Raw genomic sequence first — 24904 nt, 5'->3', positions numbered from 1 at the left:
GTACAAATCGCGTCTAGGTTGGATCGCAGGCATGGTGCAGGAGCGGCCAGACCGAGTCGAGCGGAGGCTGTCGGCGATATTGGCCGCCGACGTGGCTGGCTACTCGCGGTTGATGCACCATGACGAAGAGGCGACCCACGCCAAACTGGCCACTCTCCTAGCGAACGGTGTAAAACCAGCGATTGCCGACCACGGCGGCCGCGTCGTGAAGAACACCGGCGACGGGCTCTTGGCGGAGTTTTCGAGCGCCGTCGAAGCCATCCGAGCTGCTGTACAGTTCCAGACCCGGATTGACGAACTGACAATCGGAGATGCTGAAGATAGGCGCATTACTTTCCGTGTGGGCATCAATATCGGCGACATAATCGTCGAGCCCCACGACATCTTTGGAGACGGCGTTAACATTGCGGCGCGGCTTGAAAGTATCGCAGAACCGGGCGGCGTCTGCATCTCAGCCTCGGCCTACGATCAAGTCAGGGGCAAGGTCAGCGTTGAGTTCGCCGATCTGGGCGAGCAGAATCTCAAGAATATCGACCGCCCGGTGCGGGCCTATGCCATGATCAGGGATGGACCTGGCTCGGCTACCCAGACTGAACGCGCAAGACAAGGCACGCTGTCACCGCCTCGTCGTTCCACGGGGCGGATACGAGCGCGTTTAGCGCATGTCGGTGGCGCGCTTGCAGTCGTCGCTGCGGTGGCCGGCGGCCTCGTCGTCTATTGGCATGTCGGGAAGACGGTCCGCACTGATGCTTTGCAGGAAGGACAAAAGACGCAGAGAGAGGCAGCGGCCCGGCCCGAAATCGCTCCCCGCTTGTCTTTTGTCGTCCTGCCCTTTGCGAACCTCAACAACGATCCGGAGCAGGATTATTTCGCGGACGGTATTACGACTGACCTGACGACCGACCTCGCACAGATGCCCGGTGCATTCGTGATCGGGCGCGGGACGGCTTTTACCTATAAGAACAAGCAGGTCGATCTCAAGACGCTCGGCAAGGACCTTGGTATTCGATGGGCCGTACAGGGCGCCGTGCAACGGGCCGGAGATCGGGTCCGGATGAACGTGTCGCTTGCGGACCTTTCGACCGGTCGCGACGTCTGGTCGGATCGTTTTGACGGCGATCGGATGAATCTCACCGCCTTGCAGGAGCAGGTCACGGCGCGGCTCGCCCGCTCTCTCAACGTCGAACTCATCCAGGCCGAAAGCCGGCGCAGCCTAATGGACCCGTCAACGAATCCAGATGCTGTGGATTTCAGCATGCGCGGCTGGGCGAAGGTCTATGGGCCTCAGACCAAGGTAACGAACGGGCAGGCAAAGGACTTGTTTGACAGCGCGTTGCGCCTCGATCCGGACAACATTGACGCAATGCTCGGGAAAGCGTGGTGCATAGCCAATGGCGTGCTCAACGGATGGTCAACGTCCGTGATGGAAGACAAAAAGATCGCGACCAACTTAGTTGATCAAGTTCTTGCAAAACGCCCGGCGAGTGCAAACGCGCACGTAACCAAGGGAAACATTTTGATATACGGAAATCCCGAGGGGGCGTTGCCTGAATTCGACGCCGCTCTGGAAATCGACCCTAATTCGCCGGGCGCGCACGCATCAAAGGGAATCGCACTTGTCACGGCGGGACGCGCGCGCGAAGCGTTCTCCCCAGTTCAGATCGCTTTGCGCCTAAGCCCCAAAGATCCGTCCGCTGGCGCTTGGCACTTCTTCCTCTGTCATGCTCACGTGCATGTGCGCCAATATGACCAAGCCGTTGCGGAATGCAGGCGGTCGATCAATCTGAACAAATTGGACTGGTTGCCGTATGTGGATCTGATTTCAGCTTATGGAGCCACTGGCCAATTGGAAAAGGCCCAGCAAACGTTAGCTGAATTGAATGCAATCCGACCGGACTTCACGGTCCAGTGGTCCCGTCAAATGGGCTACGCACGTTCGAGCAATCCGCAGTTCCGTCGTGAGTACGACGACATCCTGGATGGACTCAGAAAGGCCGGCGTTCGCGAGCAATGAGGGACAAGAATCTTCATTGCTTGCTTACGGGCAGACAAGAGGAGTGACAAGATGTCCTTCGGACACATCGCGCCGTTTCGTTGCTACGCAGTGACTACGTCGCGTTGGGAGGGAAGCGGACGTCGACTTCGCTGGGCGACGTGACCCGGATTGATCGGTACTCGTTCCGCGAACAGCAACTACCTCTTCTTCCACCCGCCGCGATGTCCCGGCGCACCGCCGCTCGATCGCGGGGCGGGGCCGAACTCGGGACCCGATTGGCGCGAGTCGGTTGGCTGGAAGATTTTGCTGCCGCTGTCGGGCTCGGGTTTGCGCGGTTTGGCGTTGCCGGGGCGGTAGGGCAGGGATTCCGGGCCATGCATTTCGTCCAGGTGGGGTTTGTGGACGCGCGAGGTCGAGGGACCGCCGCTGCCGAGAGATTTCACCCCGCCCCGCGCGCCTGCGGCGCGCGACCCTCCCCCTCCAGGGGAGGGTGAAGAAGAGGCGCCGCCGCGCTTCTTCATCGCTGACGTCGGCAAATTCGCCGCATCGCCGTATTTCCTGGTGCCCGCATAAGCACCCGCTTTGGCGGCGACACCGCGCTGCTTGATGGTGGGATCGTCCACCACGGCCATCTCCGTGGCACGGAGGCGTTTGACTTCGTCGCGTAATCTGGCGGCTTCCTCAAAATTCAAATCGGCGGCGGCTTCGCGCATTCTTGTTTCGAGGTCGGAGAGAACCGCTTCGAAATTGTGGCCGATGGAGATGACGTCGTCGGCCATGCCGCCGTCGCCGATCTCGACCAGCACGTGGTCGCGCTCATAGACGCTGTTCATGATGTCGCCGATCGACTTCTTGATGCTCTCCGGCGTGATGCCGTGCGCCGTGTTGTACTCGACCTGCTTCTCGCGGCGGCGGTCGGTCTCGGCAATGGCGCGCTCCATCGAGCCGGTCATCTGGTCGGCATAGAGGATCACCTTGCCGTCGACGTTGCGCGCGGCGCGGCCGATGGTCTGGATCAGCGAGGTCTCGCTGCGCAGAAAGCCTTCCTTGTCGGCATCGAGGATCGCGACCAGCGCGCATTCGGGAATGTCGAGACCTTCGCGCAAGAGGTTGATGCCGACCAGCGCGTCGAACGCGCCGAGGCGAAGGTCGCGGATGATCTCGATGCGCTCGATGGTGTCGATATCGCTGTGCATGTAGCGCACGCGAATGCCCTGCTCGTGCAAATATTCGGTGAGGTCTTCCGCCATGCGCTTTGTCAGCACCGTGACCAGCGAGCGGTAGCCGGCCGCAGCAGTGGCGCGGACTTCGCCGACGAGATCGTCCACCTGCGTGCGCGCCGGGCGGATGTGCACGGGAGGATCGATCAGGCCGGTCGGGCGGATCACCTGCTCGACAAACACGCCGCCGCTTTCGTTCAGCTCCCAGCCGCTCGGGGTCGCCGACACCGCGACCGATTGCGGGCGCATCATGTCCCATTCCTCGAACCGCAGCGGACGGTTGTCCATGCAGGAGGGCAGGCGGAAACCGTATTCGGCGAGCGTCGCCTTGCGGCGGAAGTCGCCTTTGAACATGCCGCCGATCTGCGGCACGGTGACGTGGCTTTCGTCGGCGAACACCAGCGCATTGTCAGGGACGTATTCGAACAGCGTCGGCGGCGGCTCGCCGGGCCGGCGGCCGGTGAGGTAGCGCGAATAGTTTTCGATGCCGGCGCAGCTTCCTGTCGCCTCCATCATTTCGAGATCGAAGGTGGTGCGCTGCTCCAGCCGCTGCGCTTCCAGCAGGCGGCCCTGGTTGTTGAGTTCGTCGAGCCGCAGCTTCAATTCGCTCTTGATCGACTTGATCGCCTGCACCAGCGTCGGGCGCGGCGTCACATAGTGCGAGTTGGCGTAGATCTTGATGAATTCGAGATCGTCCTGCTTGTGGCCGGTGAGCGGATCGAATTCTTCTATATTTTCCACGGTGTCGCCGAACAGGTTCACGCGCCAGGCGCGGTCCTCATAGTGCGCCGGGAAGATGTCGATGACGTCGCCACGGACGCGAAAGGTGCCGCGGGTAAAGTCGGCCTGGGTGCGCTTGTATTGCAGGGCGACGAGGTCGGCGATCAACTGCCGCTGGTCGATGCGCTCGCCCTTCTTCAGGGCAAATGTCATCGCGGTATAGGTCTCGACCGAGCCGATACCGTAGATGCAGGAGACCGAAGCCACGATGATGACGTCGTCGCGCTCCAGGAGCGCGCGCGTCGCCGAGTGGCGCATGCGGTCGATCTGCTCGTTGATGGACGAGTCTTTTTCGATGTAGGTGTCGGTGCGCGGGACGTAGGCCTCGGGCTGGTAGTAATCGTAGTACGAGACGAAATACTCCACTGCGTTGTCGGGGAAAAAACTCTTGAACTCGCCGTAGAGCTGGGCTGCCAGCGTCTTGTTCGGCGCCAGGATGATGGCGGGGCGTTGCGTGGCCTCGATCACCTTGGCCATGGTGTAGGTCTTGCCCGAGCCGGTGACGCCGAGCAGCACCTGCGTGCGGTCGTTGCGGTTGATGCCTTCGACCAGTTCGGCGATCGCGGTCGGCTGGTCTCCCTTCGGCTCGTATTCGGATTTGATCTCGAAGCGGACGCCGCCTTCGGATTTTTCCGGGCGCGGCGGCCGATGCGGCGTCCAGACCTTGAGCTGGCCGCCATCGCCCTTGAATTCCGGGCGGCCGTCGCGGATCAGGTTTTCCAGCGCGTCGGCGGTCGCCTTGACGCCGAGCGCCTCCATCTTGTTGCGCGGCGGACGGGCGAGGGCTTCGTCGTCGTCTTCCGCGGTGGGCAGGCCGAGCTGGCGCGCGAGTTCTGGGTCGAGCGTCGGGATGGTCGCCGAGGTGCCGTAATTGGCTTGCGGGGCCTCTTCGAGACCTTCTCTGGACGCATCGCGTTTCGCGACGTCATCGCTCGTCCCTTTGGTCGAGGCGCGCGCGCGATGCGCTGCGGCCTCGCCGCCGGCGCGGCGGTCCCACGAATTGTCCGGCGGCGGCTGCAGGCCGGTGCCCGAGCCCATGCCGGCATCGCCGCGGTTGATCGCGGGATTGAGCAGTTCGGCGAGCGCCGGGCCGATCGGCTGCACGTCCGGCCGGTGGGCTTTGGATTTCGGGGTTTTGCCGGGCTTTTTGGGGCTGTCGGGTTTCTTCGCCATGCGGCGAATATGGGATGAGTCAGCCAGCGAGAAAAGGGCAAACGGCCTCGCGCGCGATGCTGCACGTCGTTATGTCAGCAGATGTCAGCAAGCCGATTTGGAACCGCCGCGCCTTACGCCGTCAGCGGGGCGGTCGAGGGTTTGACGATATCCAGATGAATCCCGCCGCAGCGGATGCACCGCATGGTCCAGTATTCGGCGCTGGCGCGGCCGGGGATGATGCTCAGCACGGCGAGCGAGGCGCTGCAATCCGGGCAGTTCGAGAGCACCGGCGTCGCCTGCAGGGTCTGTTCGGGAAGGGGTAGGGAGATTCCGCCGGCGGTGCTTAGGGATTCGCGAACCGCGGCTTGAAACGGTCGATATGGGCTTTCGCGTCCGCAATCGCCGCTTCCGGATCCGACCACGCGAAACCGACTTCGAGCGTTGGAAACGCCATCCCGTCGATCACCACCGGCTCTTGGTCGGCCCGTTGAATCCTGGCGTGCCATAGCCCTCTCCCTGCTTCGAACGACTGAATTTCAAAGCCACCATAGATCATGGCGTGTCCCCCGGAATTGCCCATGGGACGAGAACAGCATGGTCCGGCAAAGGCAAATGTGAACGGGTTCACATGTCCTGGACTTTTTGGCGTTCCCCGGATGCGATCGACTCCCTCTCCCGCAAGCGGGGCGAGGTTAGAGGCGCCGCGCCAAAATATGATCGGCGAGCACCACGGCGTCGTCGCCGACGCCCGACAGGAACGAGGAGTTCATCTTCGACAGCCATTGCAGGCCGAGGAAATACAGGCCCGGCATCGCCGAGATGCCGTAGCGATGGACCGCTTCGCCGCGCGCGTCCAGAACGGGGAGATCGATCCAGCTGAAATCGACGCCGTAGCCGGTGGCCCAGATCACCGCGGAGATGCCTTCGGCCGCGAGGTCGAGATGCGTGAGCGGCGCGGTGACGCAAGGCGGGTCGGCGAACGTGGCGCGGGCGTCGGGGTCTTCGGGCAGCTCCATGCGGCGCCGTTTCACATATGCGTCCACCGTATCGAGGAAGGTGGTGTAGACAAGATCGCCATCGGTCATGCTTTCGGCAAGGCCGGGTGCAATCTCGATCACGCCGCGATGCGCCGCCTCGATGCGTCCCACCAGGATCATGCCGTCGGCGGCGAAGTTGCGGAAATCGATGGTGCGGCCGCCATAGGCGCCGGAAATGACAGGGCCCAGGCGCGCGGGCCCACGCTCCTCCGGCGAGACCTGATCGAGGCGCATCTCGGCGAGCCACCAGATCAGGTCGCGGCCGCGGTAGCGGCGCGGCAGGCGGCGGTGCCGTCCGATCGAGAGGTAGACGCGGCGGCCGGCCTGCAGCAATTCCTCGGCGATCTGCGCGCCCGACGCGCCGGCGCCGGCCACCAGCACCGCGCCCGGCGGAAGCTGTCCGGGATTCCTGTAGTCGGCGGCATGGACCTGGAACACGGGATGATCGCGCAGCATGTCCGGGACGAGGTTGCGCTGATAGGGACCGGTGGCGATCACGACATTATCCGCCGTGATCGTGCCGCCAGTGGTTTCGGCGATGAAACCCGCGCCGTCACGCCGCGACAGCCGCGTCACCGCGACGCCGCAGCGGATCGGGGGGCTGACGAATTTTGCATAGGCCTCGATGAATTTGATGATGTCGTCCGTGTTTGCAAAGCCATCCGGATCGCTGTGCGGAAACGGAAAATCCGGCAACCGCACCGACCAGTTGGGAAACTGGAATTTCAGCCCGTCCCAGCGTTCGCTGCGCCAGCGTTCGGCGATCCGGTGGCGTTCGAGCACGAGGTGCGAAAGCCCGCGCTCTTTCAGCCGGTGGCTCATCACGAGGCCAGCCTGGCCGCCGCCGATCACCAGCGTCTCGATCTTTTCATCCGGCATGTCTGTGGCCCCTGCGGCGTGTGGCGGGCTCCGCCGCGGCGCGGACAATCCAGCGCCGGAACGCAGCGAAATCGCGCTGGGCGGTGCTGAAACCGCGATACACCAGATACCAGCGCATGCCTTTCGGCACGCTTAACGCGAATGGCGCGACCAGCCGGCCGGCGGCAAGGTCGTCGTCGATATAGGGGCGGATGCCCATGGCGATGCCGAGGCCGTCGACGGCGGCCTGCAGCGCCTGGCCGTAAAATTCGAACTCCGGCCCGCGGGCCGTGATGCGGGCCGTGCCGGCGGCCTCGAGCCACGACGGCCAATCGTCGGGCGAATGTACCACCCGCAGCAGCGTCGGCCCCTTCAGGTCGCCGGGGCGTTTGAGCTGACTGGCAAGGCGCGGCGCGCACACCGGCAGCAGGTCGGCGGCAAATAAAGGCTCGGCGATCAGGCCGGGCCATTCGCCGTCGCCGAGCTTGATGCCGCAGCTCCAGTCCTCGCCGAACGGCACCGCGGCGCCGCCGGTGGTGATGCGGACGTCGATATCCGGCTCCTGTTTGCGAAAATCCGCCAGCCGCGGGATCAGCCATTTCATCGCAAAGGTGGGGCCGACCCCGATGGTCAGCACGCGCACGCTGGAGGGGACGGTGACCTGCGCGGTCAGGCTCGCCAGCGCATCGAAGATCGGCGTCAGCCCGCTCTGGTAGGCGCGGCCCGCCGCCGTGGTGGCGAGGCGGTTGGCCTTGCGCTCGAACAGCGCCACCCCCAGCCGCTCTTCCAGCAGATGCACCATCCGGCTGACCGCGGCGGCGGATACGTTGAGCTCAGTGCCGGCGGCGGCAAAGCTGCCGGTCCTGGCGGCAGCCTCGAACGCCTTGATACCGTTGAGAAAGAGCAGCCGCCGCACATAACCCTCAGGAAAACTGATGCCAGGGCAAGATAACTCAGTTTGCGCACGCGTCACAAGCGAGGCAGAAGAATAGCTGTGGTTGAATCGGTGCGAGGGAGACTATTCCGCGCCGGGACCTCGGTCTGGGCCGCGCTGATACAGGAGACTTCTCTTGACGCCCCTGATGATCGCAGCCCTCGGTGCGTTGATGGTCGCGACAGCGTTCCTGTCGGGCCTGTTCGGCATGGCCGGCGGGATGATCCTGATCGGCGTGCTGTTGATGCTGATGCCGCTGCCCACCGCGATGGTGCTGCATGCGATCACGCAGATGGCCTCGAACGGCTGGCGCGCCTTTCTGTGGCGGGCGCATATCCGCTGGCGGCCGGTGTTCGTCTATCTGATCGGCTGCGCGCTGGCGCTCGGGGTGTGGTCGATCGCCCGCTACGTGCCGGACAAGCCGATCGCGCTGCTGCTGCTCGGGGTGACGCCGTTCATGGCGCGGCTGATGCCGAAGAACATCAAGCCCAATCCCGACAGCATCTGGCAGGGCTCGTTCTACGGCTTCATCTGCATGGGCCTGATGCTGATGACCGGCGTCTCCGGTCCCCTGATGGACACCTTCTTTCTCGGCGGCAATTTCGGCCGCCGCGAAGTGGTCGCCACCAAGGCTACCTGCCAGGTCGCGAGCCATCTCACAAAGCTGATTTATTTCGGCGGCATCGTCGACCAGGCAGCGACGCTCGATCCGGTGCTGGCGGCGGTCGCCATCGCCGCCTCGATGCTCGGCACCACGCTGGCGCGGCGCATCCTGGAGGCGATGAGCGACGTGCAATTCCGCACCTGGGCGAACCGGCTGATCACGACGGTCGCGGGCTACTACATCCTCTACGGCGGCTGGCTGTTGTTCACGCGAACGAACGCGATGGCGTTTTGAGTTGAACCACTTCTGATGCGGAGGCGCTGATGACTGAGGCCACCGACGCACTGGTGCTCGACCTCGTCGAATGGATCGGCCGCGAGCCGCGGCTTTATTCCGAGGTGATCGAGACGTGGCGCACCTCATGCCCGCGCCTGACCATCTGGGAGGACGCCGTCGATCGCGGCTATGTCACGCGCCAGCCGGCGGCCGGGCAGGGCGTGCGCGTCGCGATCACCGAGAATGGCGCAAAATTTTTGCGAGAGCACGGCCGGGCCGCCTGAGATACCCGACAGATCTGAAAAGGGCGCCTCTCGGCGCCCTTCGAGAATTCGAATGTCTCCGACCTATGTCGAAGATGCCGCGGCGCCCCCCTCAGCCTTCTTCCAGGAAACCACTGTCCCGTCGCTAGAGACAAGGTAATTGGTAGTCGGATCACTGAAGATGGAAGCGTTTCGGTTGTAGGTGAAATCCACATTCGCCGAGCCACCACCCTCGCCACCTTCGAATGTGTAGGTGTTGTGGAAATTCAGGTCGGCGAAATCAGCCGCGCTGTGGAAAGTAACTTCGCGAGCCTGGACGGCGGCAGCAAGACTCGTACCCCACTCGGTGGGCCTCGCCTGCGCCGAGTCAATATAAGCCTGTCCATTCGTTTTGTACCAATCGCTGACCTGCTGCGCCGAAGTGGCCGGCGTAAAGACGTCGCGAGCAACCGCCGAGTAGTTTCTCACCGTCCCGTCGGCATTCCTATGGGCTTCGATCAATCGATCGAGAACCGCGTCTTCAAAATCACCAGCGCTTGAGGGCTCTCCTCCCGCCGTTCCATCCTTGGATGCCGGCGCCTGCTTGCCCGTGACGCTTTCCTTTGCGGATTGAAGGAACGCCGTCAGCTTGTCGGCCGCGACCTGGTCCGTCTTGGCGCGCACGAGAATCGCCTTGGCATGGTCCGAAAGATCAAGGCTGTCGGCGGCATCATTGCCCGCGGAAGGTTGGCCGAATTTCTCATTGCCCAGCGCTTTGCCGAGACCCGCACCGCCCCCAGGTAGCTGCGCTGCCTTTGCGTAAGCGGATGATGAGCCAGTCGTAACTGCGGTATTCATCGGAATCCTCATTTCAGAAGCTGAATCCTGCAAAGAGCGTACAAGATCCATGCACCGCTACAATCTGAAGAATTACAATAGGTTCGCGGGCGCTGATTAATGAAGGGTTAAGTTGTGGCTCGCAATGTTGCACTAAGTGGTGGTAGGGCACCCGAAGGCGCCCTACCGTAGCGTTTCATTGCATCTTGAAGCTGGCCGTAAAGTTGTCACCGGGTCCGCTGGTGGTCACTACGCTGCATTGCGGCCGCCCACCGGATCCCTTGTATGCGCCAGCGGTGGCGAAGCCCGAGCTGAATGTGCTGACCTGCATCTGGAACTGGCAGCCGAAGCTTCCGCTCTGATATCGGACGGTACAACTCATCGAGCCATTGCTCGAGGTGCCGGTGCCGCTTCCGGTTCCGTTGTTGTTGATCGAGAACGTCGGAAAGATTGATCCGCTTGGCGAGCAGCTAGCCGTATCAAGCGTGATGGTCGAACCAAATTGGTTCGTAATGGGATTGAAGCTTGCGGTTACCTGTGCGGAAGCCGCCCCCGAGCCCGCAATCGCGAGAATGCCGGTCAGGAAAACCCCGGCGCAAATTGTCCGTAGAGCCCTCATCGTGGAAACCATGGTCGCCCTCTTTCCGTCGCAGGCGCTGCACCGGGCGGATCTGCTGCTGTTGTTGTTCGATCACACGAAAGAGGCCCGACACTTCTTCGCGGAAGCGGAGCGTTATGGTGTTGGCCGGCATGGATTTACCTTGCCTATCCGCGGGCCAGCCGGAGAACGAGCGCTCTTCTCAATCTCAGCGCACGCTACTGATGAGCACTGGCACCGGTGGCGGTTCACATACCTCAAGGATTTTCGTTTGCTGGCCGACTATTTTCACGACCATGCGATGCGGCTTGCGGGCTTGCGCTCCAACGAAGTACTGAGGCCACTTTCAGCTCGGGAGAGGCCGTGCCTTGAAGGCCTGTTGCAAGGTAAGGCGCCTGGTCAAATGGCAGCATCATTCGATCTGTCCACGAGTGCGGTCCATGCTTACCTTCGAACGGCAAAGCGGAAGTTGAACTGTTCTACACTCGAGCAAACGATTGCCAAAGCAATCCAACTTGACCTTGTTCGATGATCATCTGCCTGCTCCGGAGAGAGACCGCCAGCAAATAAGTGGCTTGTGCCGACCGCCACCGGGTACGCAAACCAGCCATCCTTCATCATTGTTTTACGCGCGACAGATTGCCTCTCGAATTGCCCGGCTGTTGCGGTAGGCGGGCCCCCACGTCCATGCGTCCATCACATTCGCGCGCGCGGGGCCGGCGCCAATTGACTTGCGCCCGCGATCCGCCCAAATTCATGCAGTCGCATCTTTCTTGCGAAAACAACAATTTTAACGCATAGCAGGATCGCCCCATGATCGACCTTTACTACTGGACCACGCCGAACGGCCACAAGATCACGATGTTCCTCGAAGAGGCCGGGCTGCCCTACAAGATCTTTCCGGTCAACATCGGCAAGGGCGAGCAGTTCAAGCCGGAGTTTCTGGCGATCGCGCCCAACAACCGGATTCCCGCGATGGTCGATCATGAGCCGAAGGGCGGGGGCAAGCCGATCTCGATCTTCGAGTCCGGTGCGATGCTGCTGTATCTCGCCGAGAAGACCGGAAAATTCCTTCCCGCCGATCTCTACGGCCGCTATGACGCGATCCAGTGGACGTTCTGGCAGATGGGCGGGCTCGGCCCGATGGCAGGGCAGAACCATCACTTCAGAAATTACGCGGTAGAGAAAATCAAATACGCCATCGACCGCTACGTCAACGAGACCAACCGGCTCTACGGCGTGCTCAACAAGCGCCTCGCCGATCGTGAGTTCATCGCCGGCGACTATTCGATCGCCGACATGGCGAGCTATCCCTGGGTCGTGCCCTACAAGAACCAGGACCAGAACATCGACGACTTCCCGCATCTGAAGCGTTGGCTGGAAACCATCCGCGCCCGGCCCGCGACGGAGCGCGCCTATGCCAAGGCGAAAGAGGTCAATCCGAATTTCGGCCAGCCCGTCAACCGCACCGAGGAGGAGCGCAGGATCCTGTTCGGTCAGACCGCGGCGGTGGTGCGGTAGCCGCGTCCCCTTACGGCAAATTCATCCGCGATGCGCGGGCCAGGCCCCGCGTATCCATCGCCCCGCCATAATGGGATTGAAGGATTCGTCCGTTCAATCCCGGATATCTATCCCAAAGACGCATAGGCAATATCGGCGAATCGCGGCGAGAATTGCGGCCTGAACGCTCAACTTTTGCCGGGCCCCGACGTTATCAGACCGCAGGACTCACTCTTTCGGAGACGATTGTGAACACCACACTGAAGTTGAAGCCACGTCCAACCAACGTGGCGTTGATCGCCTGGCAGTTCACCGGACAGCCGCTGCACGACTGGCCGAACTGGGTCCAATCCAGTTGCTCGCTGCAGCGAAGCGAGGACGGGCACCTCGAGCTTCGGCATGAAAGGCAAAGCGGGACGCAGATCGTGTATCTCGGTGAATGGCTGGTGCGCGATCTCGATGGCGGCGTGTGCTTCTACACCGATGCCGAGTTGCGCAAAGAGTTCGACATCGCACCCAGAGCGTGATGACTTTTCTTCGAATCGTCATCTCGCTAGGCGTCGGCCGAGACCGTGCGGCGGCGGCTTACGAACTCGGCTCGAACGGACCCGGTTCGGAGAAGCCCTCGATCGATTCGACCTTGGCGTAGTTCTTGGCGATGCTCTCGGGTGTCAGATGTGCATCGTAGAAGCCAAGCCCCATGACGATAGCGATACGTTGGATTGCTCCAGCTCCCACGTTGTAGATGCGGTTCGTCTCCGAACAACTATCGCTTGCCAGCCAGACGATCGCCGGCGCAACAGCCTCAACCGGCATGCTGGCTCTTCCATCTGCTTCAGACAGGCGGGATCCCGCGGCCGGGTGCATCCTTGTGTACCCGACTGGCGAAATGGTGTTCACGAGTATCCCATGTTCAGCACCTTCAATTGCAAGAATGCGCATCAATCCGACTACTGCGCACTTGGCCGCCGCATAGGTGGTTTGGCCACGTAGTCCGAACAGACCGCTGACTGACGTCGTAAGGATGATCTTCCCATAGCGCTGTGCGACCATATACGGCCAAGCAGCCTTCACCGTGTTAACCGGCCCGCCGAGGTGCACGCGCCAATAGTGATCGAAATCGTCAAGGGTGGCGTCCTCGAATAGCTGGCTTCCACAGATACCAGCGTTGTTCACGAGAAGGTCTATTCTCCCGAAATGTTCGATGGTCGCCGCGATCAGGTCACTGCCACCTTCAGGGGTGGAAATATCGCTGTCATTCGCGACTGCCTCGCCTCCACGTGACCGAATGAGGTCGGCCACCTGTTCCGCTATCGTGGAGTCTTTCCCGAACCCCGATACGTCGGTCCCCAGGTCGTTCACCACGGTCCGGGCACCGCGTTCAGCGAGAAGCTCGACGTATGCCCGCCCGAGCCCGCGGCCTGCGCCAGTCACAACCGCGACCTTCCCCTCCAACGAAATTCGCTCAGTCATCTCGATATCCTCTTCCGACGAGATTCAACGCCCCTCCGTGCGACCGCGACACCAAATGCTGGGGCGCTTTAGCAAAGCCAGATTACCATGGGCATGAGGTGAGGCGTCAGTCGTTCAGGTCCTTCCCGTAACCGTCCTTGATCTGTGGTACGCTTACGTGGCGATGCGGTATGAGCCGAGAAGGTAGCCATCGGGCGTGTTAGCTCGCGTCGGCCGTATCATGGAGCAACTCGAGCCAGGCCTGCGAATCCGCTGAATGACGAAACGCCCCAGTCAGTGAAGCTGGTCACACAAATCGAAAAATAAACCGCTGGCACCGCGCTCCGATTGGCCACAATCTGGAGGTGGGTTTTGCTGATTGAACCCTCTCGAGGGGTATCGAGCTAATTTTACCTGAACCTTTATTGACCTGACACCGCGACACACCGGTACCCCTCTTCTCCCAACATTTTTTGATTGGAGGAAGTGATGGCAACACAAGTGAATGTCCAGCCTGGCCATGGCAAAGCTGGCCGCCAACCGACCCGACAATTTCTGGATTCGCTTTCCGGGCACGACGATCCCGGAATGTTCGGGCGAATGTTCCCGAATCTCGAACCACTCGCCGTCGACGACGCTCCGCTGAAAGAGCTTGCCGACGCGATGAAGGACGCCAATCCGGGCGATGCCGCCGGCAACAACACCAAGATTCCCGCGGGGTTTACCTATCTCGGACAGTTCGTCGATCACGATATCACGCTCGATCTCACCTCGTTCGGAGACAAGGAAGCCGACCCGACCGCGGTCGAGAATTTCCGTACACCGGCGCTCGATCTCGACAGTGTCTACGGTCTCGGCCCTGACGGCAGCCGGCAGCTTTACGCGCGCAATCCCGGCGATGCCGACGGCAAGACGCCCGGTCCGAAACTTTTGATCGGCAAGACCATCAGCGTTGACGATGTAACCATCACGCCGCGCAACGACCTGCCGCGCAGCGCGGAAGGCTTCGCGCTGATCGGCGATCATCGTAATGACGAAAATCTCGTCGTTGCGCAGACCCACCTGGCAATGCTGAAGTTTCACAACAAGGTCTGCGACCATCTCGCGGCGTCCGGGGTGCCGACCGGCGAAATATTTGCGCAGGCACGCCAGATGGTGACCTGGCATTACCAGTGGATGGTGCTGCATGACCTCGTGGAGCGCATCACCGAGAAAGGGATCGTCGCCAAGATCCTCGATCAGGGGCGCCGCTTCTACCGCTTCAAGAAGACGCCCTACATGCCGGTCGAGTTCTCCGCGGCGGCGTACCGGTTTGGCCACAGCATGGTGCGCGAGGTCTACAGCCACAATCGCAAGTTCACGCCGGGCGGCGGCATTCCGGCCACGCTCGACCTGCTGTTCAGATTCACCGGCCTGTCGGGCGGAATCATCGGTGATCTCGCGCCTGATCCGGTGCAGCCGCCGCTGCCGATTCCGGTGCTTTCGAGCAACTGGATCATCGACTGGCGCCGCTATCATGAAGTGCTGGCGGCCAATCCGCCCAATGTGCGGCTCAATCCCTCGCGCAAGATCGATCCGTTCCTGATACCCCAGTTGCACGATCTGCCGGGCGGTGGCGGCAGTCTTCCGTTCCGCAATCTGAAGCGTGGCGTGATGCTGGGGCTGCCGTCGGGACAGGATGTCGCCAAGGCAATGAAGATCAAGAATCCGCTTACCCCGGCCGAGATTGCGAAGGGAACGGACGGCGCGGTGGCCAAGAAGCACGGCCTGCATGAGCACACACCGCTCTGGTACTACATACTCAAGGAAGCGGAGCAGCGCGGCGGCGGCGAAAAGCTCGGACCGGTCGGGGCCACGATCGTGGCGGAAGTGTTCGTCGGCCTCGTGCACGGCGACCGTCAGTCGTTCCTGTGGCTGAAGGGCAAGAACTGGAAACCGACAATGCCCTCCCAGACGCCTGGCGATTTCACCATGGCCGATCTGTTGAGGTTTGTCGGCGACATCAGCCCGATCGACGGCATCTCGACGGTCTAGGTGTTGCGGGTCTGCGATTGCGCGGCCTAAAGCTGCGCAGTCGCAGACGTTTCAGAGATGTTCTCGCTCTGGCGATGTTCCGTCTCCACCGTCATTGCGAGCCAACGGGTCGCGCGACTGCGCGCCCGATGACAGGCTCCGCGAAGCAATCCATATCGCGGCATAACGGATAGATGGATTGCTTCCGCCTTCGCCGAAGGCTACGGTGGACAAGTCGCCGCTTGCGCTCCCTTGCGCAAACGCTTCGCGTTTGTCGCAGGCAATGACGGCTAGTCTGGCGATCATTTTTCGAACAGGTCGCCCATGTCGCTCAAACTTTTCGAACTCGTCGGCACCGACGCATCCCGCCCCTTCAGCCCGTTCTGCTGGCGGACGCGGATGGCGTTGGCGCATAAGGGGCTGTCGGCGGAAACCATCCCGTGGTGCTTCACCGAGAAAAGCGCGATCGCGCCGCATGGTTCGGAAAAAGTGCCGGTGCTGCTCGACGGCGATAGCGCGGTCGTCGATTCCTGGACCATCGCCAACTATCTCGAAGACACCTATCCGGACCGGCCGTCACTGTTCGGCGGCGAGGGCGGCCGCGCCATGGCGCGGATGCTGAACTGGTGGGGCGACGGGGTGATCGGCGGCATGTTTCCGCTCATCATCGCCGACATCCCGCTCAACCTGAAGCCGGAGGACGCGGCCTATTTCCGCAAAAGCCGCGAGGCGCGTTTCGGCAAGCCGCTGGAAGAGATCATGGCCAGCCGCGACAAGGCGGTCGAAGGTTTCCGCAAATCGCTCGACCCGTTGCGGCTGACGCTAAGGACGCAAGCCTATATCGGCGGCGCGAAGGCGAACTATGCGGACTACATCGTGTTCGGCGCGTTCCAGTGGGCGCGGGTGGTCAGCCCGTTCAAGCTGCTGTTGGAGGACGATCCGGTTTATGCCTGGCGCGAGCGGCTGTTTGACGCGTTTGATGGGCTGGCGCGGAAGTCGCCGGGATATCACGGGTAGCGTCAGCGGGGCGCGTGGGCCGGCGAGATCGCCGGCCGGCGCCGATCGCGGCGTCGGTTGGCGGCAGCAACGGCGTTCGCTGACGCAAATCAGCAGGCAATGATTGCGCGACTGTCCGGCCTATCGCCGAGGCTGTAAATTAGTTCTATCCGATAACGATGTTAGCTGTGACGTAAAATGAAGGCGTAGTCTTATCTCCTTGCTAGCCGTTAGGGGGAGGCGTGTCATGACCGACCTTGAAGCCAAATTGGAGCGGTTTGAAACTCTTGCTGCCGAATGCGATTTGATTGGCAAGCTGACGACGGATGGGGCGAAGCGCGAGTTGTACCTGCGCCTCGGCTTGCATTACCGCGAACTGGCGGACGACCTGCGGACGCTGATTGCGACCAAAGACGCCGCTTAGTCCGCCAGAAAGAAACGGCGGGCGCAGCAGCGTCCTCTCTGGTAGGTGCTGCGATGACGCGGCGGCGCAGCAGGCGCTAGCGTGGGCGCCACGCGAGAGGCCGATTGACAGCCGCGAGACGGCCCGGCATCCTGACCCCCGCTGCATGTAGGGCGCATCGGCTTTCGGCCGAAGGGGCAATGCCCACCTACGCGACATCAACCGTAGCCGCGCCCATGCCGAATCTCGAAAACCTTCGCAAACAGGCCAAGCTCATCCTGCGCTGGCATCGTGACCGTTACTATCCGGCCGCCGCCCAGATCAGGTCGGGCTTGCCCCGCTTCAGCCAGATGACCGATCCTGACATCCTCGCGCACAGTTTTCGCCTGAGCGATGCGCAGGAACTGGTCGCACGGCAGCATGGTTTTGAAAGCTGGCAGGCGCTCAAGACAGGATTTTCGACCATGTCGGATCATGCAGACACCACTTCCACCGCAGCCGTCATCACCGCCGCCGAGCCGCAGCTCTTCGTCGCCGATATCAAGGCGTCCTGCGATTTCTTTACGGGCAAGCTCGGCTTCACCGTGGTTTTCACCTATGGCGAGCCGCCATTTTACGCCCAGGTCGCGCGCAATGCGGCACGGATCAACTTGCGCTGCGTCGCCAAACCGCCGATAGATCCCGAACTGCGCGACCGCGAAGAGTTGCTCGCCGCTTCGCTCACGGTCGCGACCGCGGAAGAGATCAAAAAACTCTTTCTCGCGTATCAATCGGCGGGCGTGACGTTCTTTCAGACGCTGAGGCGGGAACCCTGGGGCGCGCGCAATTTCATTGTGAAAGACCCGGACGGCAATCTGCTGCTATTCGCTGGACCGGCGGAGTAACGACGACCGCTCGCGCAACATCTGCAGCACCGCGCCAAGGTCGGGCAGCACGGCCGCGCATTTCGCGCGCGTCTCGTCGGTCGGCGGCGCCATGTCCGGCACCATGATCGTGATCGCGCCAGCGGCGTGGGAGGCGGTCACGCCGTGATTGGAATCTTCCACCGCGACGCAGAGCTGTGGCGCGAGGCCGAGACGCGAAGCGGCGAGGAGATAGAGGTCCGGGCTCGGCTTGCCGCGCGCGACATCGTCCAGGGTCAGGATGGTGTCGAAGCGCGAGCGGATTCCAGCAAGCGAAAGATTGCGCTCGGCGGAGCGGCGTGACGACGAGGTCACGATCGCCATCGGGCAATCGGCGGCGGCGAGCCCGTCGAGCAGTTCCAGCGTGCCGGGCTTGAGCGGCAGGCCGGCCTCCATGAATCTGTCGCGATTGACGAGGAAGGCGTGGTTGATCTCGGCGAGCGGAAAGTTGTTGCCGTAGCGATCGAGCAGCATGGCCTCGCAGGCTGGTCCGGGAAGGCCGACCATGGCGTGGCAGAGCGAAACGGCGTCATCGGCATAGCCACCGGCATTGAGCGCCGCGACCAGGCTGTTGAAATAGACTTTCTCGGTGTCGAGCAGCGTGCCGTCCATGTCGAGGAGGACGGCGCTGACATTCCATTTCTCGTTCACGTCACGCCTGCGCCTGTGCGCTGTTCCGCGAGTCTGCGCAAACAATCCGGGCAGAGGCAATCGTCGCCATCCGTGGGCATCGGCAGGCGGAACGCCTCGTCGCTGCACCAGCAGGGGCCGGACAGGCTGCAATTGAATTCGGTTCCGCATCCGGCGCAGGCGAGGCGGCGCGTGGGCTGATTTTCCAAACGATTTGTCATCAACGAGGCCGCATCCTGACGCGGAATTAATCCCGGGTTCACGCTGAAGCGCGTTATACTCGGCAGCTACTATACGCCCGGGAAATTCTAAGGGAAATCCGATGGCCCGCGATTCGCAAGCAGCCCTTGTTGCGCTCAATCGCTTCGGACTGGGCGCGCGCGGCGGGGCATCCGGCGATTTTCTCAATGCCGCCTCCGATCCGCGCGGCTTCGTCAAGGCAGAACTTGCCCGTCCCAATGGCGTGCTGCTCGAAGTGCCGGGACTGCAGTCGACGCCGGCGCTCGGCAAGGCCGTGTTCGACTATCAGTTCGAGATCCAGCAGGCCCGCGACGCCGCCGCCAAGTCGGCGGCACATGCCACCGAAGGTCAACCGCCGCCGGATGCGAAAGCGCAGCGCCGAAACCTTTCGCTCAACAGCATCGCCATGGATATGGCGCCCAGAGAACCGTCAAAGGAACAGCCGGCGAAACCGCCGGAAAACCCCAACGCGGCCATGGCGCCTGCTGAAGCGATGCGTCCGAATGCGCCAAAGCCGCCACCGGCACCGCTCAACATCATCCAGAAAACCTTTCGCGCCGAAGCGCTGGCGCGGCTGCAGCGGGCCGTCATGGCCGATTGCGGATTTACCGAGCGGCTGGTGGTGTTCTGGTCCAATCATTTCTGCATCTCCGCCAACAAGGGCGGGCCGGCGCGGATGTGGGCCGGCTCGTTCGAGCGCGAGGCGATCCGGCCACACGTGCTCGGGCGTTTCGGCGACATGCTGAAGGCGGTCGAGCAGCATCCGGCGATGCTGTTCTTTCTCGATAACCAGCAATCGCTGGGCCCGGATTCGCGCGCCGGGAAAAACCGCAACCGCGGACTGAACGAAAACCTTGCCCGCGAAATCCTGGAACTGCATACGCTCGGCGTCGGCGGCGGTTATTCGCAAGCGGACGTCACGTCGCTCGCGAACATCATCACGGGCTGGACCTATGCGGGAAGGCTGGGGCAATTGGGTGCGCCCGGCAGCTTCGTGTTCAATGCCAACGCGCATCAGCCCGGCGCGCAGCGGGTGATGGGAAAAATCTACGACGCCCCCGACGTCAGGCAGGGCGAGGCGGTGCTGGCGGACATTGCGCGCCATCCGTCGACTGCGAAATTCATCGCGACCAAATTCGCGCGTCACTTCGTGGCCGACGATCCGCCGCCGGCTTTGGTGGCGCGGCTCGCCGACGTCTTCACGCGAACCGACGGCGATCTCAAGGCGCTGGCGACGGCGCTGGTGGATTCCGATGATGCCTGGAAGGCGCCGCTCTCCAAGATGCGCTCGCCTTACGAATTCCTGGTCGCGGCCGGAAGATTGCTCGCGCAGATCCCGAACGATCCCGGCCGCTATCTCGGCGGCCTCAACGCGTTGGGCCAGCCGCTGTGGTCGCCCGCGGGGCCGAACGGCTTCCCTGATACGAACGCGGCCTGGGCAGCGCCGGAAGGCATCAAGCTGCGGCTCGATATCTCAGCGCAGATCGCCTCCCGGCTCGCCGACGGCGTCGATCCGCGCGACCTGCTCGAACTCGTTGCCGCGGACGCGGCGTCATCAGAGACGCGGAAAACCATCGAGCGCGCCGAATCGCGGCAGCAGGCGCTGGCGCTGCTGTTGATGTCGCCGGAATTCCAGAGGAGATGACATCAATGGAAACGACAATGGGCTGCTGCGAGGACATGCGATCGCTGGTGACGTCGCGGCGCGCGCTATTGCTCGGTGGCGCCTCCTTTGCGGCATGGGCCTATTTGCCGAAATTCGCGCGCGCCGCCGACGGCCGCGATCCGCGGCTGGTGGTCGTCATCCTGCGCGGCGCGCTCGATGGGCTCGCCACCGTCGCGCCGATTGGCGATCCTGACTATGGCGGCCTGCATGGTTCGATCGCATTGTCGTCGAGCGGCCCGAACGCGGCTGTAGGGCTCGACAATTTCTTTTCGCTGCATCCGGCAATGCCGGAATTTGCGCGGATGTATCGCGAGAAGAAGGCTGCCGTGATCCATGCAGTGGCGACGTCATATCGCGACCGTTCGCATTTCGACGGGCAGGACGTGCTCGAAAGCGGTTTTGCGGGTCCGGGCCGGGTGCAGTCCGGCTGGCTCAACCGCGCGCTGGAAGGCCTGCCGAAAGGCGAGCGGGTGACAAGCGGGCTTGCGGTCGGCCCGACCACGCCGCTGGTGCTGCGCGGCGCGGCGCCAACTGTCGGCTGGGCGCCGGTCGCGCTGCCGCAGGCTGCGGAGGATACCGCGATGCGGCTCGTCGAACTTTATCAACACCGCGATCCCGCGCTGGCGAGCGCGTTGAAGCAGGGGCTGGCGCTCGACAAGGCCGCGCAAGGCGACGACATGAAGCCGAAGCCCGGCACCAATGGCGTGGCTGCGATGCGGCTGGTGGCGCGCGGCGCCGCCAAGCTGATGGCCGCCGACGACGGCCCGCGGATCGGCGCGCTCGCCTTCGACGGCTGGGACACCCATGCCAATGAAGGCGGGCCAGTCGGGCGGCTGGCGCAATTGCTTGGTGGCCTCGACGGCGCCTTGGCGGAATTCGAAACCGGGCTGGGGCCACGCTGGCGCGACACCGTGATCGTGGTCGCCACCGAATTCGGCCGCACCGCGCGCATCAACGGCACCCAGGGCACTGACCACGGCACCGGCACCATCGCGCTCGTCGCCGGCGGCGCGGTGAAAGGCGGCCGCGTGATCGCGGACTGGCCGGGGCTGAAGCCGGCGAGCCTCTATCAGGGCCGCGACCTCGCGCCGACCACGGACTTGCGCGCGGTGATGAAGGGCGTGCTGAAGGACCAGTTCGGGATTGCCGAGAAGGTGCTGGCGGAGAATGTGTTTCCGGACAGCGCGCCGGTGAAGCCGATGCAGGGATTGGTGGGGTAGGTTCAACCTCTCCACGCTCTTTGCGGGGAGAGGTCGCCGCGCCCTTGCGCGGCGGGTGAGGGGCAGGGCGATGCGCGGCCGCAATGAAAAGACCATCCGAATCGCGAGACGACTGCGTGGCAACCAGACCGATGCAGAAACCGTTCTCTGGAATCGCATTCGCAACCGGCAAATTGATGGACACAAGTTCGTCAGGCAGCAGCCGATACTCGGTTACATCTGCGATTTCGTTTGTCGTGAGCAACGGCTGGTTATCGAAGTCGACGGCGGACAGCATAGTGAGTCCGCAACTGACCCAATCCGCGATCGTCGCTTGATGGAGGAGAACTACCGAGTGCTCCGCTTCTGGAACAATGATGTGCTCGGAAATATCGAGGGCGTGCTGCTCACGATTCAGGCCGAGCTCTTGAAATAGAAACTCGCTCCAACCTCGCCCCGCTTGCGGGGAGAGGTCGGATTGCGAAGCAATCCGGGTGAGGGGGTACAGGTCTCACGTCGTTCACGGCTCGCGGAGAGTGCCCCTCACCCCGACCCTCTCCCCGTGAAGGACGGGGAGAGGGAGCGGAGAGAGTGCCGATGCCGCTACTTCGTAATCTCATCCACCTCCGCCATCTCCTCCGCGCTCAGCGTCCAGCCGATCGCTTTCACGTTCTGCTCGACCTGTTCGACACGCGTCGCGCCAGCGATGACGCTTGAGACTTGCGGGCGGGAGGCGAGCCAGGAGAAGGCGAGTTCGAGCATGGTGTGGCCGCGGGCTAACGCGAACGCCTGCAGCTTTTCGACGATGTCTTCATTGCGCGGCGTGACGTAGCGGTCCTTCAGCGCCGGCGCCTTGGCGAAACGGGTGTCGTCGGGCGCGGCGGCGCCGCGCTTGTATTTTCCGGTGAGGAGGCCGCTGGCCAGCGGGAAGAACGGCAGCAGGCCGAGCTTGTATTCCGTTGCCGCGGGCAGCAGATCCTTTTCGATGCCGCGCACCACCAGGCTGTATTCGTCCTGGCAGGAAACGAAGCGGCTGACATTCATCTGCCGCGCCATCATTTCCGCTTCCGCGATGCGCCAGGCCGGAAAATTCGAATTGCCGATATAGCGGACCTTGCCCTGGCGGACGAGATCGTCGAGCGCGCGCAGCGTCTCTTCCATCGGCGTCAGCGAATCGTAATCGTGCTGCTGGTAGAGATCGATGTAGTCGGTCTTCAGCCGCGTCAGGCTGGCCTCGACCGCGGACATGATGTAGCGGCGCGAGGCGCCCTGCCTGGTGCCGTCGGTTGCCATCGGCTTGGAATATTTCGTCGCCAGCACGATGTCCTTGCGGCGGTCGCCGAGCACGGTGCCCAGCACGGTCTCGGAGCCGCCCATGCCGGCATAGATGTCGGCAGTGTCAAACAGCGTGATGCCGAGGTCGATCGCCTTGTGGATGACCTTGCGCGAGGTCTCGAGGTCAGTGCGCTGGCCGAAATTGTTGCAGCCGAGCCCGACGGCGGAAACGCGCAGGCCGGAGCCGCCGAGGTTGCGAATTTGCATGGATCGATCCTGTGGAAAGCACGCGGGGAGAGGGGGCCAGCATTGTGGCCCGCACGGCTTCGACCCGCAAGCAGCTGTAATATCGGCCGCCACGCTTGGCAGCCATGCGGCACAAAAAGATGCGGCCCCGGTCAGACGCGGCGACTGACGGGGGCCGCTTGGGGCGCGTGATCTGAGACGGGGGGCCTGATCAGACGCAGGCGCAACCTATCCGCGCTTTGTTACGCGGCGGTGACATCAGGACTTATCCACAGGCGGCCTGACGGGACTGTCTTCACAAAACTGTGTCAGAACAGCTTGCGGTAGACGACGAAGCCGGAGCGCTCCGCCACCTTGTCGTAAAGCAGCATCGCGGTGTGGTTGGTCTCGTGCGTCTGCCAATAGACGCGGGAAGATCCCGCCAGCTTCGCCTGTTCGTACACGCCGTTGATCAAGGCGCGGCCGACGCCCTTGCCGCGCGCCGCCGCGCTCGTGAACAGATCCTGCAGATAGCAGTTCGGCTCGATCATGATCGTCGAGCGGTGAAACAGATAATGCGTCAGCCCAAGCAGCTCGCCGCCGCTCTCGGCGACCAGCGCATGCACCGGCTCATAGGCGTCGAAGAAGCGCGCCCACGTCATTGCCGTGATCTCGGGCGCCAGCGCGGTCGGACCCGAGCGGCCGTAGAAGGCGTTGTAGCCGTCCCACAGCGGAAGCCATTGCGCGTAGTCCTGACGGGTGACGAAGCGGATGGTGAGGTCGCCGGACATGCGGGATTCCGTCTGTAGCGGGGTGGCGCGTCGAGGCCGCGCAGAAGGATGCCCGTTCATTACTACAGACAGGGCAGGAGGGGATCAATGTCGCAGCGAGCGCTGTGTGCCGCCGCTATTCCGCGGCGCCGAGGTGGCGGGCAAGGCTGCGATAGCTGCCGCGCAGGGCGCGATAGTAGTCGGCGCTGCCGGGATCGTCGCTGTGGCGGACGAGGTCGGTGACCGGCGTGTAGCTCAGCATGCGTCCGCCATCGGGCAGCGCCGTGCAAATGAAGCGCAGCACCTGCCCGTCGGCGAGATCGATGTTGATGGGCGTGGAATCGCCGACCCGGATCATTTCGGTGCGCTTGGCGATGAAGGCGTTCAATTCGTCCTCCGGCAGTTGCCAGGCGCCGGTGTCGCGGCCGTGATACATCAGCGCGATGAAGGGCGGCTTGCTGTCGGCCTGCTCATCGGACAGCTTGAAGTAATCGCGGAAGGCGCGGTTGATGAATTCGGCGCGGGTATCGGCATCGAGCAGCACGATGCCGATGTCGACCTGATCGAGCGCGGCCGACAGCCGTTCGGCGGTGGCATGATGCTTCTTCTCCCACGCGAACGCATCGACCCATTTCTGCCGCAGCAAGCCGGTGATGAGCGCGGTGCCGCCGGCGGTCACCGCCAGCAGCAGCATGCGCGCCAGGTCCGACATGTCGTACCCGGGCGCTGTGCGGTGGTTGAGGAAGAGCAGCGCGGAAGCCACCACCGCAATGACGGCGCTGGCCATGCCGGAGACGATGCCGCTGACGGAAGCGGCAAGGGCTACGATGCAGACGAACAGCGGCGCGGGATTGGGGACAGGAACGAAATGCCGATCGACGAGGAAGGCTGCCAGCGCCGTCGCTGTCGTAAGAGCCGGACCGGAGATTGCGCGCCAGTTTAACTGCATGCCGTTCTCGTCACTTGCCGGGAATAAGACGCAAGCATGCCTGATTGTTGCGATTGTGCACGCCTTTCTGCCGCCAGTCTTAAGGGAGCGTTGCGCGGATGCGGCGGGCTTTCGCTTTTTTGAAATCAAATGATATTCGAATGCCGG

The 24904-nt window shown here is 62.9% G+C and carries 25 protein-coding genes; 13 read left to right on the top strand and 12 right to left on the bottom strand.

Going from position 1 to position 24904, the window contains the following annotated elements; translation table 11 throughout:
- Nucleotides 1–31: 31 nt before the first annotated feature.
- Nucleotides 32–2014, top strand: coding sequence for an adenylate/guanylate cyclase domain-containing protein (locus tag V1294_RS34930; RefSeq protein ID WP_334503693.1), 1983 nt, complete (start codon nucleotides 32–34; stop codon nucleotides 2012–2014).
- Nucleotides 2015–2193: 179 nt separating this feature from the next.
- On the opposite strand, the gene uvrB is transcribed toward V1294_RS34930, so the two are convergent.
- The 5 genes from uvrB to V1294_RS34905 form a co-directional block, all read right to left on the bottom strand.
- Nucleotides 2194–5169, bottom strand: a complete 2976-nt coding sequence (gene uvrB / locus V1294_RS34925; protein ID WP_334503692.1) for an excinuclease ABC subunit UvrB — start codon at nucleotides 5167–5169, stop codon at nucleotides 2194–2196.
- 113 nt (nucleotides 5170–5282) lie between these two features.
- Nucleotides 5283–5438, bottom strand: coding sequence for a hypothetical protein (locus tag V1294_RS34920; RefSeq protein ID WP_442895406.1), 156 nt, complete (start codon nucleotides 5436–5438; stop codon nucleotides 5283–5285).
- Between the two features lie 56 nt (nucleotides 5439–5494).
- On the bottom strand, nucleotides 5495–5707 hold the full coding sequence (locus tag V1294_RS34915; protein WP_108522009.1) for a hypothetical protein: 213 nt from the start codon (nucleotides 5705–5707) through the stop codon (nucleotides 5495–5497).
- 136 nt (nucleotides 5708–5843) lie between these two features.
- The gene (locus V1294_RS34910; RefSeq protein ID WP_334503691.1) at nucleotides 5844–7067 is read right to left on the bottom strand and encodes an NAD(P)-binding domain-containing protein; all 1224 of its coding nucleotides are present in this window, start codon (nucleotides 7065–7067) and stop codon (nucleotides 5844–5846) included.
- Nucleotides 7057–7962, bottom strand: a complete 906-nt coding sequence (locus V1294_RS34905) for a LysR substrate-binding domain-containing protein (protein ID WP_334503690.1) — start codon at nucleotides 7960–7962, stop codon at nucleotides 7057–7059. Before V1294_RS34905 ends, V1294_RS34910 begins: the two co-directional genes overlap by 11 nt.
- Nucleotides 7963–8116: 154 nt before the next feature.
- Between V1294_RS34905 and V1294_RS34900 the strand changes: the two genes are divergently transcribed.
- Nucleotides 8117–8878: a sulfite exporter TauE/SafE family protein gene (locus V1294_RS34900; RefSeq protein WP_108522006.1), complete on the top strand. Its 762-nt coding sequence runs from the start codon at nucleotides 8117–8119 to the stop codon at nucleotides 8876–8878.
- A 29-nt stretch (nucleotides 8879–8907) separates the two neighbouring features.
- Nucleotides 8908–9144: a hypothetical protein gene (locus V1294_RS34895; RefSeq protein ID WP_334503688.1), complete on the top strand. Its 237-nt coding sequence runs from the start codon at nucleotides 8908–8910 to the stop codon at nucleotides 9142–9144.
- A gap of 63 nt (nucleotides 9145–9207) precedes the next feature.
- Here the strand turns inward: V1294_RS34895 and V1294_RS34890 are convergent, their stop codons facing one another.
- Both V1294_RS34890 and V1294_RS34885 read right to left on the bottom strand, forming a co-directional pair.
- Complete coding sequence (locus tag V1294_RS34890; RefSeq protein ID WP_334503686.1) at nucleotides 9208–9960, bottom strand: hypothetical protein; 753 nt, start codon at nucleotides 9958–9960, stop codon at nucleotides 9208–9210.
- 175 nt (nucleotides 9961–10135) lie between these two features.
- Nucleotides 10136–10570 (bottom strand): hypothetical protein, encoded by a 435-nt coding sequence (locus tag V1294_RS34885; RefSeq protein ID WP_334503684.1) that lies wholly within the window; start codon nucleotides 10568–10570, stop codon nucleotides 10136–10138.
- On the opposite strand from V1294_RS34885, the gene V1294_RS34880 reads away from it, so the two are divergent.
- The 3 genes from V1294_RS34880 to V1294_RS34870 all read left to right on the top strand — a co-directional run bounded on the left by V1294_RS34880 (nucleotide 10569) and on the right by V1294_RS34870 (nucleotide 12564).
- Nucleotides 10569–11069, top strand: coding sequence for an autoinducer binding domain-containing protein (locus V1294_RS34880; protein WP_334504950.1), 501 nt, complete (start codon nucleotides 10569–10571; stop codon nucleotides 11067–11069). The two genes, V1294_RS34885 and V1294_RS34880, sit on opposite strands and share 2 nt — an antisense overlap.
- Before the next feature lie 281 nt (nucleotides 11070–11350).
- Nucleotides 11351–12058, top strand: a complete 708-nt coding sequence (locus V1294_RS34875; RefSeq protein WP_334503681.1) for a glutathione binding-like protein — start codon at nucleotides 11351–11353, stop codon at nucleotides 12056–12058.
- 227 nt (nucleotides 12059–12285) lie between these two features.
- Nucleotides 12286–12564 carry a hypothetical protein gene (locus V1294_RS34870; protein WP_334485099.1) on the top strand — a complete coding sequence of 93 codons (279 nt, stop codon included), beginning with the start codon at nucleotides 12286–12288 and terminating at the stop codon, nucleotides 12562–12564.
- A 58-nt stretch (nucleotides 12565–12622) separates the two neighbouring features.
- Here V1294_RS34870 and V1294_RS34865 read toward each other — a convergent pair whose 3' ends face one another.
- Nucleotides 12623–13510 (bottom strand): SDR family NAD(P)-dependent oxidoreductase, encoded by an 888-nt coding sequence (locus V1294_RS34865; RefSeq protein WP_334503679.1) that lies wholly within the window; start codon nucleotides 13508–13510, stop codon nucleotides 12623–12625.
- A gap of 468 nt (nucleotides 13511–13978) precedes the next feature.
- On the opposite strand from V1294_RS34865, the gene V1294_RS34860 reads away from it, so the two are divergent.
- The 4 genes from V1294_RS34860 to V1294_RS34845 all read left to right on the top strand — a co-directional run bounded on the left by V1294_RS34860 (nucleotide 13979) and on the right by V1294_RS34845 (nucleotide 17785).
- Complete coding sequence (locus tag V1294_RS34860; RefSeq protein ID WP_334503677.1) at nucleotides 13979–15523, top strand: peroxidase family protein; 1545 nt, start codon at nucleotides 13979–13981, stop codon at nucleotides 15521–15523.
- A 303-nt stretch (nucleotides 15524–15826) separates the two neighbouring features.
- A complete protein-coding gene (locus tag V1294_RS34855) occupies nucleotides 15827–16519 on the top strand; it encodes a glutathione S-transferase family protein (protein WP_334503674.1) in 693 nt (230 codons plus the stop codon).
- Between the two features lie 226 nt (nucleotides 16520–16745).
- On the top strand, nucleotides 16746–16922 hold the full coding sequence (locus V1294_RS34850) for a hypothetical protein (RefSeq protein ID WP_334503672.1): 177 nt from the start codon (nucleotides 16746–16748) through the stop codon (nucleotides 16920–16922).
- A gap of 215 nt (nucleotides 16923–17137) precedes the next feature.
- Nucleotides 17138–17785, top strand: a complete 648-nt coding sequence (locus tag V1294_RS34845; protein WP_334504947.1) for a VOC family protein — start codon at nucleotides 17138–17140, stop codon at nucleotides 17783–17785.
- Here the strand turns inward: V1294_RS34845 and V1294_RS34840 are convergent.
- Nucleotides 17762–18454, bottom strand: coding sequence for an HAD family hydrolase (locus tag V1294_RS34840; RefSeq protein ID WP_334503670.1), 693 nt, complete (start codon nucleotides 18452–18454; stop codon nucleotides 17762–17764). The two genes, V1294_RS34845 and V1294_RS34840, sit on opposite strands and share 24 nt — an antisense overlap.
- Before the next feature lie 301 nt (nucleotides 18455–18755).
- On the opposite strand from V1294_RS34840, the gene V1294_RS34830 reads away from it, so the two are divergent.
- The 3 genes from V1294_RS34830 (at nucleotide 18756) to V1294_RS34820 (ending at nucleotide 21974) form a co-directional block, all read left to right on the top strand.
- Nucleotides 18756–20318, top strand: coding sequence for a DUF1800 domain-containing protein (locus V1294_RS34830; RefSeq protein ID WP_334503668.1), 1563 nt, complete (start codon nucleotides 18756–18758; stop codon nucleotides 20316–20318).
- A gap of 5 nt (nucleotides 20319–20323) precedes the next feature.
- Nucleotides 20324–21559 (top strand): DUF1501 domain-containing protein, encoded by a 1236-nt coding sequence (locus V1294_RS34825; protein ID WP_334503666.1) that lies wholly within the window; start codon nucleotides 20324–20326, stop codon nucleotides 21557–21559.
- 70 nt (nucleotides 21560–21629) lie between these two features.
- Entirely contained in the window at nucleotides 21630–21974 is a 345-nt protein-coding gene (locus V1294_RS34820; protein ID WP_334485084.1) for an endonuclease domain-containing protein, read from the top strand.
- Nucleotides 21975–22141: 167 nt separating this feature from the next.
- On the opposite strand, the gene V1294_RS34815 is transcribed toward V1294_RS34820, so the two are convergent.
- The 3 genes from V1294_RS34815 to V1294_RS34805 all read right to left on the bottom strand — a co-directional run bounded on the left by V1294_RS34815 (nucleotide 22142) and on the right by V1294_RS34805 (nucleotide 24757).
- Complete coding sequence (locus tag V1294_RS34815; RefSeq protein ID WP_334503664.1) at nucleotides 22142–23080, bottom strand: aldo/keto reductase; 939 nt, start codon at nucleotides 23078–23080, stop codon at nucleotides 22142–22144.
- Nucleotides 23081–23367: 287 nt separating this feature from the next.
- Nucleotides 23368–23829 carry a GNAT family N-acetyltransferase gene (locus V1294_RS34810; protein ID WP_334503662.1) on the bottom strand — a complete coding sequence of 154 codons (462 nt, stop codon included), beginning with the start codon at nucleotides 23827–23829 and terminating at the stop codon, nucleotides 23368–23370.
- Between the two features lie 115 nt (nucleotides 23830–23944).
- Nucleotides 23945–24757 (bottom strand): PAS-domain containing protein, encoded by an 813-nt coding sequence (locus V1294_RS34805; RefSeq protein WP_334485078.1) that lies wholly within the window; start codon nucleotides 24755–24757, stop codon nucleotides 23945–23947.
- Nucleotides 24758–24904: the final 147 nt, after the last annotated feature.

The sequence above is a fragment of the Bradyrhizobium sp. AZCC 1678 genome, from assembly GCF_036924765.1.
GTDB classification, from domain to species: domain Bacteria; phylum Pseudomonadota; class Alphaproteobacteria; order Rhizobiales; family Xanthobacteraceae; genus Bradyrhizobium; species Bradyrhizobium algeriense.
The sequence above is the reverse complement of the archived record's forward strand: the minus strand, read 5'-3'. Positions and strand labels throughout refer to the sequence as shown.